The organism is Ruegeria sp. BI7 (genome assembly GCF_056537925.1).
In genome coordinates, this window is the sequence record NZ_JBQFSK010000001.1 from 581,825 (window position 1) to 599,165 (window position 17,341).

At 57.5% G+C, this 17,341-nt stretch carries 13 protein-coding genes and 1 riboswitch; of the genes, 10 read left to right on the forward strand and 3 right to left on the reverse strand.

Annotated features, from left to right (window positions below; all coding sequences use genetic code 11):
- Positions 1–219: 219 nt before the first annotated feature.
- Entirely contained in the window at positions 220–2,127 is a 1,908-nt protein-coding gene (locus ACR0JB_RS02980) for a DUF3604 domain-containing protein (protein ID WP_254437316.1), read from the forward strand.
- Positions 2,128–2,187: 60 nt separating this feature from the next.
- On the opposite strand, the gene ACR0JB_RS02985 is transcribed toward ACR0JB_RS02980, so the two are convergent.
- A complete protein-coding gene (locus ACR0JB_RS02985) occupies positions 2,188–2,886 on the reverse strand; it encodes a glutathione S-transferase N-terminal domain-containing protein (RefSeq protein ID WP_480789667.1) in 699 nt (232 codons plus the stop codon).
- A gap of 122 nt (positions 2,887–3,008) precedes the next feature.
- A riboswitch (SAM riboswitch) is annotated at positions 3,009–3,086 on the forward strand.
- 65 nt (positions 3,087–3,151) lie between these two features.
- Between ACR0JB_RS02985 and metZ the strand changes: the two genes are divergently transcribed.
- The 5 genes from metZ to ACR0JB_RS03010 all read left to right on the forward strand — a co-directional run bounded on the left by metZ (position 3,152) and on the right by ACR0JB_RS03010 (position 9,642).
- Entirely contained in the window at positions 3,152–4,342 is a 1,191-nt protein-coding gene (gene metZ, locus ACR0JB_RS02990) for an O-succinylhomoserine sulfhydrylase (RefSeq protein ID WP_170374799.1), read from the forward strand.
- A 168-nt stretch (positions 4,343–4,510) separates the two neighbouring features.
- Positions 4,511–5,614, forward strand: a complete 1,104-nt coding sequence (folE2, locus tag ACR0JB_RS02995; protein ID WP_170374801.1) for a GTP cyclohydrolase FolE2 — start codon at positions 4,511–4,513, stop codon at positions 5,612–5,614.
- Between the two features lie 277 nt (positions 5,615–5,891).
- Entirely contained in the window at positions 5,892–6,569 is a 678-nt protein-coding gene (locus tag ACR0JB_RS03000; RefSeq protein WP_170357856.1) for a hypothetical protein, read from the forward strand.
- A gap of 50 nt (positions 6,570–6,619) precedes the next feature.
- The gene (locus ACR0JB_RS03005; protein ID WP_170348324.1) at positions 6,620–8,068 is read left to right on the forward strand and encodes a TrkH family potassium uptake protein; all 1,449 of its coding nucleotides are present in this window, start codon (positions 6,620–6,622) and stop codon (positions 8,066–8,068) included.
- Positions 8,068–9,642 (forward strand): thiamine pyrophosphate-binding protein, encoded by a 1,575-nt coding sequence (locus tag ACR0JB_RS03010; protein WP_480789668.1) that lies wholly within the window; start codon positions 8,068–8,070, stop codon positions 9,640–9,642. The genes ACR0JB_RS03005 and ACR0JB_RS03010 overlap by 1 nt, the downstream gene beginning before the upstream one ends.
- A 49-nt stretch (positions 9,643–9,691) precedes the next feature.
- On the opposite strand, the gene ACR0JB_RS03015 is transcribed toward ACR0JB_RS03010, so the two are convergent.
- The gene (locus ACR0JB_RS03015) at positions 9,692–11,431 is read right to left on the reverse strand and encodes a serine protease (protein WP_480789669.1); all 1,740 of its coding nucleotides are present in this window, start codon (positions 11,429–11,431) and stop codon (positions 9,692–9,694) included.
- A 205-nt stretch (positions 11,432–11,636) separates the two neighbouring features.
- Here ACR0JB_RS03015 and ACR0JB_RS03020 point away from each other — a divergent pair, with 205 nt between their 5' ends.
- The gene (locus tag ACR0JB_RS03020; RefSeq protein ID WP_170348327.1) at positions 11,637–12,566 is read left to right on the forward strand and encodes a glycine--tRNA ligase subunit alpha; all 930 of its coding nucleotides are present in this window, start codon (positions 11,637–11,639) and stop codon (positions 12,564–12,566) included.
- 8 nt (positions 12,567–12,574) lie between these two features.
- Here ACR0JB_RS03020 and ACR0JB_RS03025 read toward each other — a convergent pair whose 3' ends face one another.
- Positions 12,575–13,207, reverse strand: a complete 633-nt coding sequence (locus ACR0JB_RS03025; protein ID WP_170577437.1) for a MarC family protein — start codon at positions 13,205–13,207, stop codon at positions 12,575–12,577.
- A gap of 91 nt (positions 13,208–13,298) precedes the next feature.
- On the opposite strand from ACR0JB_RS03025, the gene ACR0JB_RS03030 reads away from it, so the two are divergent.
- Genes ACR0JB_RS03030 through glyS form a run of 3 tightly spaced genes read left to right on the forward strand, consistent with a single transcriptional unit; the run spans position 13,299 to position 17,313 of the window.
- Positions 13,299–13,820, forward strand: coding sequence for a DUF6446 family protein (locus tag ACR0JB_RS03030; protein ID WP_170393575.1), 522 nt, complete (start codon positions 13,299–13,301; stop codon positions 13,818–13,820).
- Position 13,821: 1 nt separating this feature from the next.
- Positions 13,822–15,042, forward strand: a complete 1,221-nt coding sequence (gene gltS, locus ACR0JB_RS03035; protein WP_170393576.1) for a sodium/glutamate symporter — start codon at positions 13,822–13,824, stop codon at positions 15,040–15,042.
- Positions 15,043–15,051: 9 nt separating this feature from the next.
- The gene (gene glyS, locus ACR0JB_RS03040) at positions 15,052–17,313 is read left to right on the forward strand and encodes a glycine--tRNA ligase subunit beta (protein ID WP_480789670.1); all 2,262 of its coding nucleotides are present in this window, start codon (positions 15,052–15,054) and stop codon (positions 17,311–17,313) included.
- The last annotated feature ends 28 nt before the right edge of the window (positions 17,314–17,341 follow it).

The following is a 17,341-nucleotide window of genomic DNA, read 5'->3' on the forward strand; positions in this document are numbered from 1 at the left end:
GTGCTGGCTTTCCCTTGTTGCCTCAGCGCATGTCGAAATGCTGTGCGCATTTGGTGCCCAATTTGAACGCAGAGATGTTGAGGATATCTCGCGGAGCTGGATGTGATGGTGCGGGCGGGGGGATAGGTCTGCAATGCGGACTTAGCAAACCTTCGAACTCAGTCGAAATAACTTCTCGAGCAGAGTTGTGCTATGGTGCCTTCAATTATGGAGGAAAAATTGTTTCGCTATGTTTTGCCAGCAGCTCTCATTTTGATGAGCCCAGTCTTAGCTCAGGATGCAATAAATCCGTCAGGCCTTTCAGGCCCTTCCGGTCGACCTTATTCACCTTACGCTGAACGCGCATATCCAACTCAAGTCTTTTTTGGCGACACTCACGTTCACACTGGTCTTTCCGGGGATGCTGGTGGGGGCGGTACGCGCCTCATGCCTCATGATGCCTATCGGTTTGCGCGTGGCGAAGAAGTTGTGTCGAACACGGGGCAACCTGTAAAGTTGTCGAGGCCTCTCGATTTCTTCATGATTACAGATCATTCGGATGCTATGGGTGCGATTACCGATATCATCGGAGGTGCTCCCAATATCTTGGCAGATGAGCAAGGCAGATATTTCCATGAAGAATTCAATAAGGGAGGAGAAGCCGCTCTAGCGGCTGCGCTTGAGCTTACAGCCGCGTTTGCGCAAGGACAGGTTTCCCCTGCGCTGAACTACCAACCAGGCAACCCTGCGTATGCCCGTGTTTGGGACGAAATTATCGATGCCGCGGAAGAGTACAATGATCCGGGTGTGTTCAGCACCTTTATCGCCTATGAATGGACATCTCTCGTCGCAGGGAACAATTTGCACCGAAATGTGATCTTTCGCGATGGCCCTGAGCTCACAAGACAGATACTGCCTTATACAACAACGCCACCTGTGGGCTCACCTAACCCTCGTGATCTTTGGAAGTGGTTGGAGAACTATGAACAAACGACAGGCGGGCGTGTTCTTGCTATTCCACATAATGGGAACTTGTCTAACGGCTGGATGTTCCCTTTAGTCGATGACTTCGCGGATGGTGTGCCGTTAGATCCCGCATACGCAGAAGCGCGAAACAAATGGGAAAGACTATACGAACCCACGCAGATTAAGGGAGATGGTGAGGCCCACCCGTTCCTATCACCTGACGATGAATTTGCTGACTTCGAAACATGGGATTACGGCAATCTGGATGCTTCGGTTCCGAAAGAGCCAGAAATGTTGCCCGGTGAATACGCTCGATCCGGGTTACTTCGAGGCTTATCTTTGGAAAAGGCTTTGGGAGTAAACCCTTTCAAGTTTGGCCTGGGTGGGGCCAGTGACACACACACAGGTTTAACGGCTCCAGATAACGACAATTTCTTCGGGAAGTTCACCGGTTACGAGCCCAGCGAAGAGCGCAGCCAACATGTCAGTAAGACCTATGCTGATGGGACTGTTGCGCTGCTTTCGTCGCAATACATTACTGGCGGTCTAACTGCAGTATGGGCGCAGAAGAATTCCAGAGAAGCCATTTGGGATGCGATGCATCGGCGTGAAACCTACGCAACAACAGGGCCCAGAATGCGCGTCCGTATGTTCGGAGGATATTCTTTTGCCGAAGAAGATGCGTTACGGCGCGACTTGGCGCTTGTGGGATACAGCAAAGGGGTACCGATGGGTGGTGATCTTGACCCTGGTGAAGGCACACCTTCCTTTCTAGTATATGCGCTTCGTGATCCGATGGGAGCAAACCTGGATCGAATCCAGATCATAAAGGGCTGGTTGGATGAAGATGGAGAGCAACGGGAAAAAGTCTACGACGTGGCCTGGTCTGGTTCCCGCGAACCAGATGCCGCTGGCAAGTTGCCGTCGGTAGGCACCACAGTGGACCTTTCTATCCCCTCGTGGACCAACACAATTGGAGCCTCTGAGCTGGGAACCGTGTGGGAAGACCCGGATTTCGATCCCTCGGAAAGCGCATTTTATTATGCCCGGGTTATGGAAATTCCGACCCCTCGCTGGACGGCGTATGATGCAGTGAAGTTCGGAATAGACATGCCAGATGGCGTCCCTATGACAGCACAGGAACGCGCCTATACTTCGCCTATTTGGTACTCTCCACAATAGTAGTTCGATTTACGGTGTCGGTCCGCTATGGGCTCACAGCTGACACTGGATCGATTTGATTTATCGCTTAAACAAGGTCTCTTGCGACTGCTTGTCACGATTATCTCCACGCAATTCGGCATGCAGTGCGCGACCGGATTGGACGCCGGGACGGGCACTGACCGTCTCCAGCCAGCGGGCAAAGTGCGGCTTGTCCTCTAACACCTGCTGCTGGCCTTCCCATAGGCTGGCCCAGCCCCAGATTGACATGTCGGCAATGGAATAGAAGTCGCCCGCGACATATTCGTTGTCGGCCAGCCGTCGATCCAGCACGCCGTACAAACGCCCGACCTCGGTGCGGTAGCGGTCTTTTGCATAGGGCAGGTCATGCGGTGGGTCCATGTAGGGTGCGTATTTCAGGAAGTGATGCGCCTGACCGGCCATCGGGCCAACGCCGCCCATCTGCCACATCAGCCATTCTTCGACCGCGATACGGTCACGCTCGGTATTGCCGTAAAACCGCCCGGTCTTGCGAGCCAGATACATCAGGATTGCCCCGCTTTCGAACACGGAAACAGGCGCGCCGTCGGGCCCGTCAGGGTCAAAGATTGCAGGCATTCGGTTGTTGGGCGAAATCTTCAGGAACTCGGGCTCGAACTGATCGCCCTTTCCGATGTTGATCAGATGCGTGGAATAGGGCAACTCCATCTCTTCTAACGCGATGGATACCTTCCACCCGTTGGGGGTAGGCCAAAAATACAGATCAATCGGGTCCGCCATGTGCCCTCCTTTTGTTGAAAGGATCATGCGGGTTTCTGACGGGGCGGCAAGAGCCGATTACGCAACCGTGACCGAGGGAACGCCGGGCTTGACGGCAAACCGCCCGAAGCGTATTGCCTCTCGCAGAGCTACGTGGCGATTTGTTACCGGATTGCGGGCCACGCTAAACAACACCGCTAAAAGGTCAGGATGAAAGGCCCCTTTCGCTTGACCGCGTCTGGGGTTTTTTTGATGCCTTTGCCGGGCAAAGGTCGAGAGGAATGACATGAGCGAAAGCTGGAACAAACGTACCCAAGCCGTCCATGGCGGCATCCGCCGCAGCCAATACAATGAGGTTAGCGAGGCGATCTTTCTGACCCAGGGGTTCGTCTATGAGAATGCCGAACAGGCCGAGGCCCGTTTTCTGGAATGTGGCCCGGATGAGTTCATCTATGCCCGCTATGGCAACCCTACCGTGTCGATGTTCGAGCAGCGTATCGCGGCGCTTGAGGGGGGCGAGGATGCTTTCGCCACAGCTTCGGGCATGGCGGCTGTCAATGGCGCGCTGACCTCGATGCTGAAGGCAGGCGACCACATCGTTTCGGCTAAGGCGCTGTTCGGCTCATGCTTGTATATTGTCGAGAATATCCTGACCCGGTTTGGTGTAGATGTAACTTTCGTAGACGGCACCAATCTAGACGAATGGAAAGCGGCGATCCGGCCCGACACAAAGGCTGTGTTCTTTGAATCCATGTCGAACCCGACGCTTGAGGTGATCGACATCTCGGCCGTAGCCGAACTGGCCCACGCAGTTGGTGCGATGGTGGTCGTGGACAATGTGTTCTCGACCCCAGTGTTTTCGCGTGCGATCGAGCAGGGCGCGGATGTTGTGATCTATTCGGCGACCAAACATATCGACGGGCAGGGGCGTGCGCTGGGCGGCGTAATCATCGGCACCAAGGACTTCATCCGCGGCACCGTTGAGCCTTATCTGAAGCACACCGGTGGGGCGCTGAGCCCGTTTAACGCCTGGATCATGTTGAAAGGTCTGGAAACGATGACCCTGCGTGTCAATGCTCAGGCTGAGACGGCCCAGATCGTGGCTGAGGCACTGGAGGGTCACGCCGCGTTGGAACGCACATTGTATCCGGGGCTAAAGACGCATCCGCAGAATGCGCTGGTTCAATCACAGTTGGGCGGTAAGGGCGGCACCGTTCTGTCGCTGGATATCAAGGGCGGAAAAGAGGCTGCGTTTGCGTTCCTCAACGCGATGACGATTCCGGTGATTTCGAACAACCTGGGCGACGCCAAGTCGATTGCGACCCATCCGGCGACCACGACCCACCAACGGCTGAGCGATGAGCAGAAAGACGAGTTGGGCATTACTCCCGGCCTGATCCGCCTGTCCATCGGTCTGGAGGATGCGGGCGACCTGCTTGCCGATATTAAGCGCGCTTTGGACGTTTCTCAGCGCTAACTACGCTCTATATCCTGTTATGCCTTGGGTGAAACTGCGTAAACGCGGCGTAACTCCCGCGATGTTTGCGGATTTTCATCCGGGCCGTACTTTGATGCGTATACGGTTAAACTGGAAAAAGCGTCGAACCTGTATATAGTCCGGCGACCAACCGAGGAACCCCGTTCGATGAATGTGTACCCCCGCACCATTGAAGACGCACCTGACAATGAAGACGCCGCCGCCGCGCTTAGAACGCTGCGCAAATGGGCCGAGTCCGCGAGTGAAGCTGAGATCAGCCAGCTTGATCCTGCAATTGCGCGCCTCGTGCCCGGGCTGGTTCCAGTGAATTATCCTTCGCTGTCGCGAGAATATGCCGAAGATTTCACAGTTGACGCGGCCTATCGGGCATCGTTGCCGGACCTTCAAAACGGACCGTCCAGCCTGATCCGCGGGGCCATGCAACAAATTCAGCATGTGGGCATTTCTAATTTCCGTTTGCCGATTCGATTCCACCGTAAACATGGTGAGGATCTCACGCTTGAAACCTCGGTCACCGGAACGGTCAGCCTTGATGCCGAAAAGAAGGGCATCAACATGTCCCGCATTATGCGCTCGTTCTACAAACATGCCGAGCGTACGTTCAGTTTTGAGGTTATGGAGGCTGCGCTGGACGATTATATGACCGATCTGGACAGTTTCGATGCGCGTATCCAGATGAGGTTTTCCTACCCGGACCGGGTGGAAAGCCTGCGATCGGGGCTGCAAGGGTATCAGTATTACGACATCGCGTTGGAATTGGTCGAACAAAACGGCGTACGTCAGAAGATCATCCATCTGGACTATGTCTATTCGTCCACCTGCCCATGTTCGCTTGAGCTGAGCGAACATGCGCGGTCCACACGGGGGCAACTGGCGACACCGCATTCCCAGCGTTCTGTTGCGCGGATTTCCGTTGTTGTTGATTGCAAAGCAGATTGCCTGTGGTTCGAAGATCTGATTGCCCTGTGCCGCCGCGCCGTACCGACCGAAACGCAAGTGATGGTCAAGCGCGAGGACGAACAGGCCTTTGCCGAGCTGAATGCCGCGAACCCAATCTTTGTCGAAGACGCCGCGCGCTTGTTTTGTGCCGAGCTTCTGGCCGATCATCATGTCGGTGATTTCCGTGTTGTGGCCAGCCATCAGGAAAGCCTGCACAGCCACGACGCAGTGTCGGTGCTGACCGAAGGGCCAACCTTTGTTTCCGCCAGTTTGGATCCACGCTTGTTCTCGACCCTGTTTCACATCGGGTAGCTCGAAAAGAGCATCCTGTTGTCTCATTTTGATCCAATTGGCGAAAAATTGCCGCACTGCAGCAATATTTCTGCACGCGCAGTGTGTTTCGCGTTAAACTATCCGTGAACGCAGCCATGGTGTGAGGGCGTGTCAGCCCACGGGCCACTCTGAAAAGGAAGCCGCGACGTGCGATGTCCGGGGATTTCAAGCCTTGGTCACTCGCCCCTAATACCGGGGTGGGGCAGAGCGGTTCTTTTCTTGGAAGGTTGCTTCGTTTTTACAGGAGAAATGACTAATGAATCCGATTACCCAACCGCTTGAGTTTCAGGCGGCGGCCATTCGACTGGCCGGTTATGCAGTCAGCAACCAACTGAAGATCATGCAGATTTTGGCGAATTCGGCCATGGAGCTGCCTTTCGTTCCAGTGCATGCTCTGCACGCGTCTTCGTCGGTTCCTGCACCTGCCAATAAGAAACCGGAATTCAAATCCAAGGCGGCAGCTGCCAAGCCTGTAGCCAAGGTCAAAACGACCGCCGCACCAAAGTCCAAACCGCGCGTTCGGGCCAAGACGGCAGCGACCCCAAAAGCCGAATCACCTAAACAGGTTGTGGCAAATGCGGCCTCCCAGCCAGCAGTGGCCAAGGTTGCAGCGCCTAAACCTGCGGCCGTCAAGCCCGAGGCAAAGCCCGCCGCACCCAAACCTGCCGCAAAACGCGTGGCTCCAAAGGCAGTAGCGAAACCTGCGGCACCCAAGGCCACAGCCAAGCCAGCCGCGCCCAAAGTGCAGGCGGCGAAATCGGTCACGGCAAAACCAACGGCTGCACCTGCCGCCAAGCCTGTGGCCCCCAAAGCCGAGGCGAAACCTGTGGCGCCCCTGGCGGATACAGCCAAGTCTGCTGCACCTCAGAACCGGACGCGCGCGCCTTCAAAACCGCCCGCAATGCCCACACCCGTCAGCAAAACCGACGAGTAAACGGGACATCCGCTTGACACAGTCGTGCAGGCGCGCCAACGCTGCGCCTCATGACGGATATGCGCCCGGTTGGATATGTGATTGGCCTGTTGGTCGCCATTCTTGGGGCGACCATGATGCTTCCCATGCTTGCGGATTTCATCGAAGGCCGGGGTGAATGGCCTGTTTTTCTGGGAAGCGGCGTCATCACCATGCTGACGGGCGTTATCCTGTCCATCAGTTGTTCGAACGGAGTGGGCGAAGGTCTGACGATCCGTCAGACCTTTTTGCTGACCACCGGCGTTTGGGTGGCGCTGCCCTTTTTCGGCGCAATCCCGTTTTTATTCGGCGAGACCGAGCTGCGCTTTGTCGATGCTTATTTTGAGGCAATGTCGGGGCTGACCACTACTGGTTCGACTGTCATTTCCGGGCTTGATAATCTGCCTCAGGGTTTGCTGTTGTGGCGCGGATTGCTGCAATGGCTGGGTGGCATTGGGATTATTGTAGTCGCCATGGTGTTCCTGCCCGAACTTCGCGTGGGAGGGATGCAGATTTTCCGCTCGGAAGGGTTTGAAACCATGGGGAAAATCCTACCGCGCGCGCAAGAGATCGCAGGGCAGATTTCCCTGATCTATGTCTTTTTGACCTTTGTCTGCGCGCTTGTCTACGCCGGTTTGGGGATGGGTTTTTTCGATGCCGTCGTGCATGCGATGACAACCATCGCGACCGGAGGGTTCTCGAACTACGACACGTCCTTCGGCAGTTTCTCGGGGCCGACCGAGTATGCGGCTGCGGTCTTTATGATCCTCGCGGCGCTGCCCTTCGTGCGCTATGTTCAATTCGCCAATGGCAACACGAACTCACTGTGGCAGGACAGCCAGATACAGACATTCCTGGCGACAATCCTGGTGCTGGTCGTGGTCATGGCGGTGTTCCTAACCGTAGTCTTTCCACATCATTGGGAACAAGCGTTCCGGGAATCGCTGTTCAACATCACCTCGATTATTTCGGGTACGGGTTATGCCAGCGTTGATTACATGACGTGGGGCAGTTTCCCGGTCATGCTGTTCTTTCTGATCGGTCTGATCGGCGGATGCGCGGGCTCGACCGCCTGTTCGATCAAGATTTTCCGGTATCAGCTGCTGTTTGCGTCGATCAAAACGCAAATTCGCCGTATCCGCTCACCGCATGGCGTTTTTGCCCCGCGATATGGCGGGCGCACGATCGGGACGGATGTCCTGACTTCGGTGATGAGTTTTTTCATGTTCTTCGTGCTGTCGCTGGGTGTGCTGGCCTGGGCGTTGGCGCTGACGGGGTTGGACTTCATCACTTCGGTTTCGGGGGCTGCGACCGCACTGGCCAATGTGGGGCCGGGACTGGGCAGCCAGATCGGTCCGGCAGGAAATTTCGCCGGGCTGAATGACACCGCTAAATGGTTGTTGTCCATCGGCATGTTGGTCGGGCGGCTGGAACTGCTGGCCGTCTACGCGTTGTTCACCGTCCAATTCTGGAGAAACTGATGAAAAGACCCTTGGGGGCCCAGATTTCGCATATGTTGAAAGATCGCGGCGTTGACGTGATTTTCGGCATCCCTGGTGTTCACAACCAGGAAATGTATCGCGGCATCGAAGAAGCTGGCATCACGCATGTGTTGGCCCGGCATGAACAGGGGGCTGGGTTCATGGCCGATGGCTATGCTCGCGCGACCGGCAAGCCGGGTGTGGCCTATGTGATCACCGGGCCGGGGCTGTGCAATATCATGACACCGATGGGGCAGGCCTATACGGATTCGGTGCCCCTGCTGGTGATGTCTTCTTGTCTTGATGAAACGCAGGCGGTGCATGGGCAATTGCATCAGATGAAGGATCAGCTTGGGGCGGCTGAAACCGTGACTGACTGGTCGCGGCAGGCCATTTCCGCACAGACCGCCTATGGTCTGGTCGAGCGTGCTTTTGAAGAGTTCGAACTGTCCCGACCGCGCCCCAAACATATTCAGGTGCCGATTGCCCAGCTTGAGGCCGATGCCGACCCCGCGCCATTTCCCAATCAGCCGGGGCTGCGCACCAAGGTTTTGCCACCCGATATTGCTCCGGTCATGTCTTTGTTGAATATCGCGCGCAGGCCGTTGTTCATTTTGGGCGGTGGCGCGCGGTCTAATCTGTGGCGGCAGATTTTGACGGAACTGGGAGCGGCCTGCTTCACAACTTTTGCTGGGCGTGGGATGGCCGGGCAGGGTTATGCGTTGGACTTTGGTGCCATGCTGACGCGCCCCGGCAGCGCCGAGATGATTGGGTCCGCTGACCTTGTAGTCGCCGTAGGTGCCGAACTGGGCGAGGTCGATCTGTGGCGCGACAACCTGGGGCACAGCGCTCATCTGGTGCGGGTCGATCTTGATCCCAGGGTTCTGTCCGATCACCATCGTGCGGGCGTCAAGCTGCAGGCTGATGGGGAAAGTTTTGCGCATGCCTTATGGGGTGCGATTGACAAGGTGAAACCTGCAACGGGTTGGACGCCGGAAGAAATCACAGAGGCGCGCAGACGCTGGCGCGCCGAGGTCGATGCCGAGCGGCCGGGGATCGTTCCGGTGCTTGATGCTCTGCGCGATGCCATGCCGGCGGATACGATGATCTATTCCGACATGACCCAAATCGCCTATGCCGGGAAAGAGGTCTGGGACATGGCCTATCCCTATCACTGGCATCACCCGACCGGCTTTGGCACGCTGGGATATGGCTTGCCCGCTGGTATTGGCGGTGCGGTTGCGCGTCGGGGCAAACCAACAGCCGTGATCGCCGGGGATTACGGGTTCCACTATACGATGATGGAACTTGGTGTAGCGGTCGAGCTGGGTCTTTCACTGCCCATTATCCTATGGGACAACGGCAAGCTGAAAGAGATCGAGGACAGTATGGTCCGAGGTCAGATCGCGCCGAACGCGGTGGTCGCCCACAACCCGGATTTCTGCAAACTGGCTGAGGCTTTTGGGGCCCTGTCTGCCGCGCCCACTAGTTTGGCGGAGATGCAGACTGCAGTGCGCGCGGCCTTCGACGCGCCGGTTCCAACCCTCATCCGCGTAACGCCTGATATCGTGTAAACAAAAAAACGCCGCCCAAAGGGGCGGCGTTCCACTTTTGGGGATCAAATTAATCCCAACAATGCACCAGAACAGTCATTCCGTTGGCTCTGCGGCTAAGTTCGTTGGGTGAGATCTCGGCAGTCGATTGACCCGGTTGGCCCGAGACGCCTGCCTGTTCAAGCGCCGCGTTCAACCGCTCAGCCGTGGCTGCCAGACTGACCGAGGCGGGCAAGGTGCGCCCATCGGACGGGGTGGGTAGCAACATGCCGACAACCTGACCGGCGTCATCGAAAACAGGTCCGCCAGCATCGCCCGGCTGGGCGGCCATCGCCAGACGTTTCACTCCGTCTTCTCCGTTCAGACCGCGCACGTCAGTAATCTGGCCATAGGTCAGCGTCGGCGCCCCCAATGCGCCCTGATACGAAAAGCCCGACACTGCGACCTCGGATTGGATGCGCGGTTGATCGGTGCCGAATTCCGCGACGCTGATCGGCGCAAGGTTGTTCCGGGGCCGCAGAACGGCCACGCCCAGATCAGCATCGGCCCAGGCGACCTGAACTTCCTGATCGTCGTTCAGGGTGATCCGGGTGCAGCTGTCGGTGGCCTCGGATACCGTCAGGATTGTACCGCTAGCATCGGTGAAAAAGCCGGACCGGGACAGGCGCGGCTTGCGGATTTGCAGGCCGGAAACAAGATCGATCCGTTGCTCGGCATTTGCACCGGCCCCTGCGTCTAGAACGGCGCTGTTTGTGGTGAAGCTGGCCTTGAGCGCGGCCAGAACCCGTGCCCGGCGGGCTTCATCCCCTTCGGGCCAGACCAGCGTGAAGCCTTTGATCTGGCCGTCCTTCAGCGCGGCCTGGGTGTACGAGACAACCCCGTTCCCGCGACCTTCCAGTGTAAAGCGATCACCGCGCAATTGACGGGGGCCGTCCAGTGGGACGATCTCTAGCGATTGCATGACCTCGTAGAGCGCGCGTAGGGTCGCCTTGTCGCCCTTCTGACTGATCAGCAGCGCTTTGGCATCAAGGTCGGTGGTGCCTTTGAAATGCGCAAATGGGGCCTCATAGCGGTCAAAGGCAAGAACATCCAACGGCAGGTCGAGATCAATACCGGCCTGCGGGTCCGAATATCGCGCCATGCCGACGCTGATCAGCGGCGCGTTATAGTTATCCATCAGCGACTTGCGCTGCGCTGTGGTCAGAACGCCGGTGGCTTCAAAACCGTTGAATCGTTGCCAGTCACCCATCGATCGGCGCGTGCCTTGACCAAACGCGCCGTCAATAGTGGCGTTGTAAAACCCTGCGGCCTGCAAGGCTGTCTGCAAATCCCGACGCTCTTGCGCAGTGAGCAGGCGTTCGGACTGTAGGGCTTGCGAGCGGGTTTCATCTGCGGGCTCAGCCGACAACCCCGAAACGGTCGCTTCCGGTTGTGGAGTGTTTTCGACGGGCGGTGTCACCACGCCCCGGTTCAGGATATTCGCACCGACTGGCCAGAACTGCTGACCCAGAGAGCTGGTGAAGGCTATGTAGCTGTCAGCCGGTATCTGCCCTTCGGCCCGGTAAACGTCCAGAACCTGTTCAGCGTCACTGCGCAAATAAGGCCCGATAACAATAGCATACCAGCCAGAATTCAGGCGAAACCCGTTTACGTCTGGCAAGAGGCTTGAATAAGCCTGCGCGCGCTCTTGTGCCTCGCGCAGCGAAGGGCGCGCCTCGACCTGGACCCAAACGCCGGCGTCTTGTTGCGCTGATACGGCACTTGCGCCGATTGAAAATAGAAACAGAATTGCAGTGAATATGCGTGTCATTGTCTGCCCGTGTTCGCAGTGTTTTAGCTTTGCGGCAGACTACGCGAATTGAACCGCAGAAAGCCATGCCTGGAATACGGGGAATTTCCAGTGTGGCGGTGCAGTGACAGCCCAACCCGATTGGCCCGTTGACGCCCCTTGGCCCCTTGCATAGGAAGGACAAAACCGACCGGAACCGGGCGCAGACGTGCCCAAAGGGAATGTCATGACCGAACCGTCCAGCGCACCACGTTCTTTTCAGGAAATTATCCTGCGACTTCAAACCTATTGGGCTTCGAAAGGCTGCGCGATCCTGCAGCCCTATGACATGGAGGTTGGCGCAGGTACGTTCCACCCGGCCACCACGCTGCGCGCTTTGGGGTCAAAACCGTGGGCGGCGGCCTATGTGCAACCCTCGCGCCGCCCAACCGATGGGCGATACGGTGAAAACCCCAACCGGTTGCAGCACTATTACCAGTATCAGGTGCTGATCAAACCCAGTCCGCCGGATCTGCAAGAGCTGTATCTGGGTAGCCTTCAGGCCATCGGTATCGACATGGACCTACATGACATTCGCTTTGTTGAAGATGACTGGGAAAGCCCCACACTGGGCGCCTGGGGTCTGGGTTGGGAGGTCTGGTGTGACGGCATGGAAGTCAGCCAGTTCACCTATTTTCAGCAAGTCGGCGGCCATGACTGCACACCCGTTTCGGGTGAACTGACCTATGGTCTGGAGCGTCTGGCAATGTATGTGCTGGGCATTGATCACGTGATGGACATGCCCTTTAATGATCCGCAATCACCCAGCCCGCTGACCTATGGCGACATCTTCAAACAGACCGAAGAGGAATACGCCCGCTGGAACTTTGACGTTGCCAATACCGAAGTTCTGCTGCGTCATTTTGAAGAGGCCGAGGCCGAATGCGCCGCCATTCTGGCGCAGGAGCATGACGACCCAAAAACCGGCAAGCGTATCATCATGGCGCACCCGGCCTATGATCAGTGCATCAAGGCCAGCCACATGTTCAACTTATTGGACGCACGGGGGGTGATCTCGGTCACGGAACGGCAGGCCTATATTGGTCGCGTGCGGGCGCTGGCCAAGCAATGTGCCGATGCGTTTGTACAGACCGGGGCAGCCGGGTTCGAGGCCTGATGGCGCGCTCAGGCCAATCCCGGCAACAGCACTTTCAGGCCATCCGCGATCATGCTGATCGCGATGGCCGACAGGATCATGCCCATGAAACGGCTCATGATTACGCGCGCGTTGTCGGACAGGCGTTTGGCCAGGGCCGAAGCGTTCCAGAAGGTGATGAACAACAAAAACAGAACCACCAGAAACACGCCCGCATAGATGATGGCGTCCATGGGTTTTGCAATATGGTGCGCGTACAAGATCAGTGTCGTGATCGTTCCGGGCCCAACCAGAATGGGAAAGGCCAGCGGGTAGAAGGCGACCGTCGCGGGCTCGGGGTAAGCCTGCTTTTCCCCCTTGGTTCCATGGTGCGAGGTACTTTCGTTGCCGTTCAGCATATTCAGACCAATCATGAGAACGACCAAACCGCCTGCAACACGCAGATCATCCACACTGATGCCGAACAGGCCAAGCGTCTGATTGCCAATGGCCGCAAACGCTCCGCCCAGGATCAGGCAGTACGTGGCGGTTTTCGCCGCGACCTTGTGCTGGTCAGCGGGCGTCAGGCCGTCGGTGACGCTCAGGAAAACGGGCAGGTTGGTGATCGGGTTCATAATCGCAAACAGCGCGCCGAAGAACCCAACGGCAAGGGTCATGTCCATTCGAATAGCCTCGTTCCGACCTGTATCAGTTTGGAAACTGGCCTATTTTCCGCCAAGTTGAAAGAGGCCGCGTGATCGGGATGTTGAGAAGATGACCGGAAAACTGCTTGCAATCATCCTTATTGTTTCTGCGGCTTTGGCCGGGGTGGGCATGTATTACCTTCAGGTGTACGGGTTCTACTATGACGTCGCGCCCCAGCCAGGGAAGGACGTGGAATTGCTTGTCGAGGGGGCAGAGGAACCCCAGCCGATCCCGTACACGGCGTTTCAGGCGATTGATGCGGACAGCTCTCCGATCCGATACCGGGCGTGTTTTGAGACCGAGATGACGAGCGATGAACTTGCGGCTTTTCAGCCGGTCGAAAACCCCGAACCGCTGACCGCGCCGGGCTGGTTCGACTGCTACAACGCGGTTGCCATTGCCGAGGCTCTGAAGTCTGGACAGGCGCAAGCTTTTATGGGGGCCAAGAACATACACTATGGCGTGGACCGCATTGTGGCCGTGACGGCAGATGGCAAAGGCTATGTCTGGCACGCGCTGAACAATTGCGGTGAAAAAGCCTATGACGGAACGGTTGTGGGCGAGGAATGCCCGCCACGGCCGGGGGACTGAGATGCCCGAAGTCGAGGAAATGCTTCACATTCCCAATTTTCTGACCGCCACGCTTGGCATTGCGGTCTATCTGATTGGGGCCGAGATCAACTCTCGGGTCGCTCCGCTGCGTCAATTTAATATCCCTGAGCCTGTCACCGGCGGGTTGCTGGCGTCTCTTGTATTGCTGATTCTGTATGTCGTGGCAGGGCTTGAGCTGACGTTCGACCTTGCCTCGCGGGATTTTCTGCTGATCGTGTTCTTTGCCGGAATTGGGTTGAATGCACGGCTTGCCGATTTGATTTCCGGCGGCAAGCCTTTGTTCCTGCTGCTCATTCTGACGTTGGTGACAATCGTTGCCCAGAATGCCGTCGGTGCCGCCGGAGCAGTTGCCTTTGGCTATCCGGCCCAAGCTGGGGTTCTCTTTGGCTCTGCGTCTCTGATTGGCGGGCATGGTACCGCCATCGCGTGGGCCCCCGAGGTTGGCGCAGTCACCGGGCTTGAGGGCGCGACTGAACTCGGCGTGGCCGTGGCGACGCTTGGCCTTGTGCTGGCTGCGCTGGTGGGCGGGCCGATTGCCCGTCTATTGGTCGAAGGTAAGAAATTGACCCCGGACCGCCCGGACGAAGAACACACAGTTGGGCTGCCGGATGATGCCACTGAGGCCGAGACCATGATCGACCACCTGACCATCATGCGCGTGTTGCTTTATCTGAATCTGGCGATCATCTTCGGCTATTTTTTGAGCGAGGCAATCGCGGCTACCGGGTTGAAACTGCCCTTGTTCGTGCCCTGCCTGATCATGGGGATCGTCATTGCCAATGTTCGCGCAGCTTTGGCCCCCAACGCGCCGCCGGTGTCCCGGACCCCCTCGCTGGCGCTGATATCCGAGTTTTCGCTGGGCGCGTTTCTGGCCATGTCGCTGATGAGCCTTCAGCTTTGGACCATTGCCGAACTGGGGTTGGCCATCGTCGTTATCATGGGTGCGCAGACCTTGTTTACTGTGGCGTTTGTGATTTGGGTGTTGTTCCCGGTGATGGGCGGCAACTATCGCGCCGCCGTACTGTCTGCGGGGTTTGGCGGTTTTGCACTGGGCGCGACCCCGACCGCTATTGCCAATATGACCGCAGTTACCAAGCGATATGGCCCGTCGCCTATTGCCTTTATCGTGCTGCCCCTTGTATCCGCCTTCTTTGTGGATATCGCCAATGCCATCGTCATTCAGACGATCGTTAATTTCTAAGGACCGAAAATGCCCGACCTGCTGATCGAACTGTTTTCCGAGGAAATCCCCGCCCGCATGCAGACCCGCGCCGGTGAGGACCTGAAAAAACGGATGACCGACGGTTTGGTTGAGGCCGGTCTGACCTATGCCGGGGCTGCCGCCCTGACCACGCCGCGTCGCCTGACGCTGGCGATCGAAGGTCTTCTGAATGAGAGCCCAACGATCCGCGAAGAGCGCAAAGGGCCGAAAGTCGGCGCACCGGACAAGGCCATCGAAGGCTTCCTGCGCGGTGCGGGCCTGACCCGCGATCAGTTGGAAGAACGCGATACACCCAAAGGCGCGGTCTATTTCGCGACTATCGAAAAAGCCGGACGCCCGGCGTCCGAGATCGTGGCCGAAGTGCTTGAGGCAACCATTCGCAACTTTCCTTGGCCCAAGTCGATGCGCTGGGGCGACGGTTCGCTGCGCTGGGTGCGTCCGCTACATTCGATCCTGTGCATTCTGTCCGATGAGGCTGGCGCGCAAGCCGTGCCGCTTGAGGTCGAAGGGATCAAAGCGGGCGACACCACTGCGGGTCACCGCTTTATGGCGCCAGATCGCTTTGCGGTCACGTCGTTCGATGACTACGCTGCCAAACTGAAGCGCGCCTTTGTGGTGCTGAACCCCTCTGACCGCGCTGAACATATCTGGAACGACGCCCAGAACATGGCCTTTGCCGCCGGTCTGGAAGTGGTCGATGACAAGGGCCTGCTGGCCGAGGTCGCTGGTCTGGTCGAATGGCCCGTGGTGCTGATGGGGCAGATTGACGAAGAGTTTTTGGAACTGCCTCCTGAGGTGCTACAGACCTCGATGAAAGAGCATCAGAAATTCTTCTCGGTCCGCAATCCAAAGACCGGTCGGATCGAGCGGTTCGTTACCGTCGCCAACCGCGAAACCGCCGACAATGGCGCGACCATTCTGGCTGGGAACCAAAAGGTGCTGTCGGCGCGTCTGGCGGATGCCAAGTTCTTCTGGGAAAACGACCTGCGCGTCGCCAAATCGGACATCGCCCAATGGACCTGCGCGCTGGAGAATGTGACCTTCCACAACAAGCTGGGTACACAGGTCGAGCGGATCGACCGCATCGCGGCATTGGCTCGCGAACTGTCCCCGGTGACGGGCGCGGATGCGGATCAGGCTGAGAAAGCCGCGCGTCTGGCCAAGGCCGATCTGAGCTCTGAGATGGTGTATGAATTCCCCGAACTTCAGGGGCTTATGGGGCGGTATTATATTGAAGCCGCAGGCGAAGACGCCACCGTGGCCGCCGTGGCGCAAGAGCATTACTCACCGCTTGGTCCGTCAGATGACGTGCCGACCGCGCCGCTGTCGGTGGCCGTGGCACTGGCCGACAAGCTGGACACGCTGACCGGGTTCTGGGCGATTGATGAGAAGCCGACCGGGTCGAAAGATCCGTTTGCCCTGCGCCGTGCGGCGTTGGGGGTTATTCGGTTGGTCTTGGAGAATGATCTGCGTTTGCCGATTAACGGTGTCGTAGACCGCCAATTGCTGTCATATGAACTTGAGGGTCTTCGGGTATCCGGCGATGAACAAGACCTATTCACACTTGAAAGTACGCTTCAGGAGATCGCTAAGTACGGGGTATTTCAGGCGGCGTTCAAATCAGTGATTGGGCAAATTCCTGAAAGCGCCGATAATCCATTTGAACCGGATGTGAGTGATGGTTCCATCCTTCAAGGAATCTCGAAGAAGATTAGCAACGCGTCGTCGTCCATCCTCTCCTTCTTTCACGACCGCCTCAAAGTCTTCCTGCGCGACGAGGGTATCCGTCACGACATCATCGACGCCTGTATCGCGATGGACGGCAATGATGACCTGAACCTGCTGGTCAAACGCGCCCGTGCGCTGAATGCGGTGATTGCGACCGAGGATGGCGAGAACCTTGTGCAGGGCTTCAAGCGCGCCAACAACATCCTGACGCAGGCTGAGGAAAAGGACGGCGTCGAATACTCTTATGGCGCGGATGTGAAATTCGCCGAGACGGACAGCGAAAGGGCCTTGTTCGCCGCCTTGGATCAGGCGCAGGGCAAGATCGAGACGGCGCTGAAGTCAGAGGATTTCCCCAAGGCGATGACGACAATGGCGGAGCTGCGTGGGCCGGTCGATGCGTTTTTTGACGAAGTTCAGGTCAATACTGACAACGACATTCTGCGCCGCAACCGTCTGAACCTGTTGAGCCAAATCCGTCAGGTCTGCTCCTCCGTGGCGGACCTCAGCAAGATCGAAGGTTAATCCAGAACGCCCTTGCGCCATTGGTGCA

Excerpts from the sequence above, each read along its gene's own strand:
- folE2 (WP_170374801.1), top strand. The coding sequence starts at position 4,511 with ATGAATGTGTACCCCCGCACCATTGAAGACGCACCTGACAATGAAGAC.
- ACR0JB_RS03025 (WP_170577437.1), bottom strand. The coding sequence starts at position 13,207 with ATGGACATGACCCTTGCCGTTGGGTTCTTCGGCGCGCTGTTTGCGATT.
- ACR0JB_RS03005 (WP_170348324.1), top strand. The coding sequence starts at position 6,620 with ATGACGGATATGCGCCCGGTTGGATATGTGATTGGCCTGTTGGTCGCC.
- ACR0JB_RS03015 (WP_480789669.1), bottom strand. The coding sequence starts at position 11,431 with ATGACACGCATATTCACTGCAATTCTGTTTCTATTTTCAATCGGCGCA.
- ACR0JB_RS02985 (WP_480789667.1), bottom strand. The coding sequence starts at position 2,886 with ATGGCGGACCCGATTGATCTGTATTTTTGGCCTACCCCCAACGGGTGG.
- ACR0JB_RS03030 (WP_170393575.1), top strand. The coding sequence starts at position 13,299 with ATGACCGGAAAACTGCTTGCAATCATCCTTATTGTTTCTGCGGCTTTG.
- ACR0JB_RS03010 (WP_480789668.1), top strand. The coding sequence starts at position 8,068 with ATGAAAAGACCCTTGGGGGCCCAGATTTCGCATATGTTGAAAGATCGC.
- ACR0JB_RS03000 (WP_170357856.1), top strand. The coding sequence starts at position 5,892 with ATGAATCCGATTACCCAACCGCTTGAGTTTCAGGCGGCGGCCATTCGA.
- metZ (WP_170374799.1), top strand. The coding sequence starts at position 3,152 with ATGAGCGAAAGCTGGAACAAACGTACCCAAGCCGTCCATGGCGGCATC.
- ACR0JB_RS03020 (WP_170348327.1), top strand. The coding sequence starts at position 11,637 with ATGACCGAACCGTCCAGCGCACCACGTTCTTTTCAGGAAATTATCCTG.
- glyS (WP_480789670.1), top strand. The coding sequence starts at position 15,052 with ATGCCCGACCTGCTGATCGAACTGTTTTCCGAGGAAATCCCCGCCCGC.
- gltS (WP_170393576.1), top strand. The coding sequence starts at position 13,822 with ATGCCCGAAGTCGAGGAAATGCTTCACATTCCCAATTTTCTGACCGCC.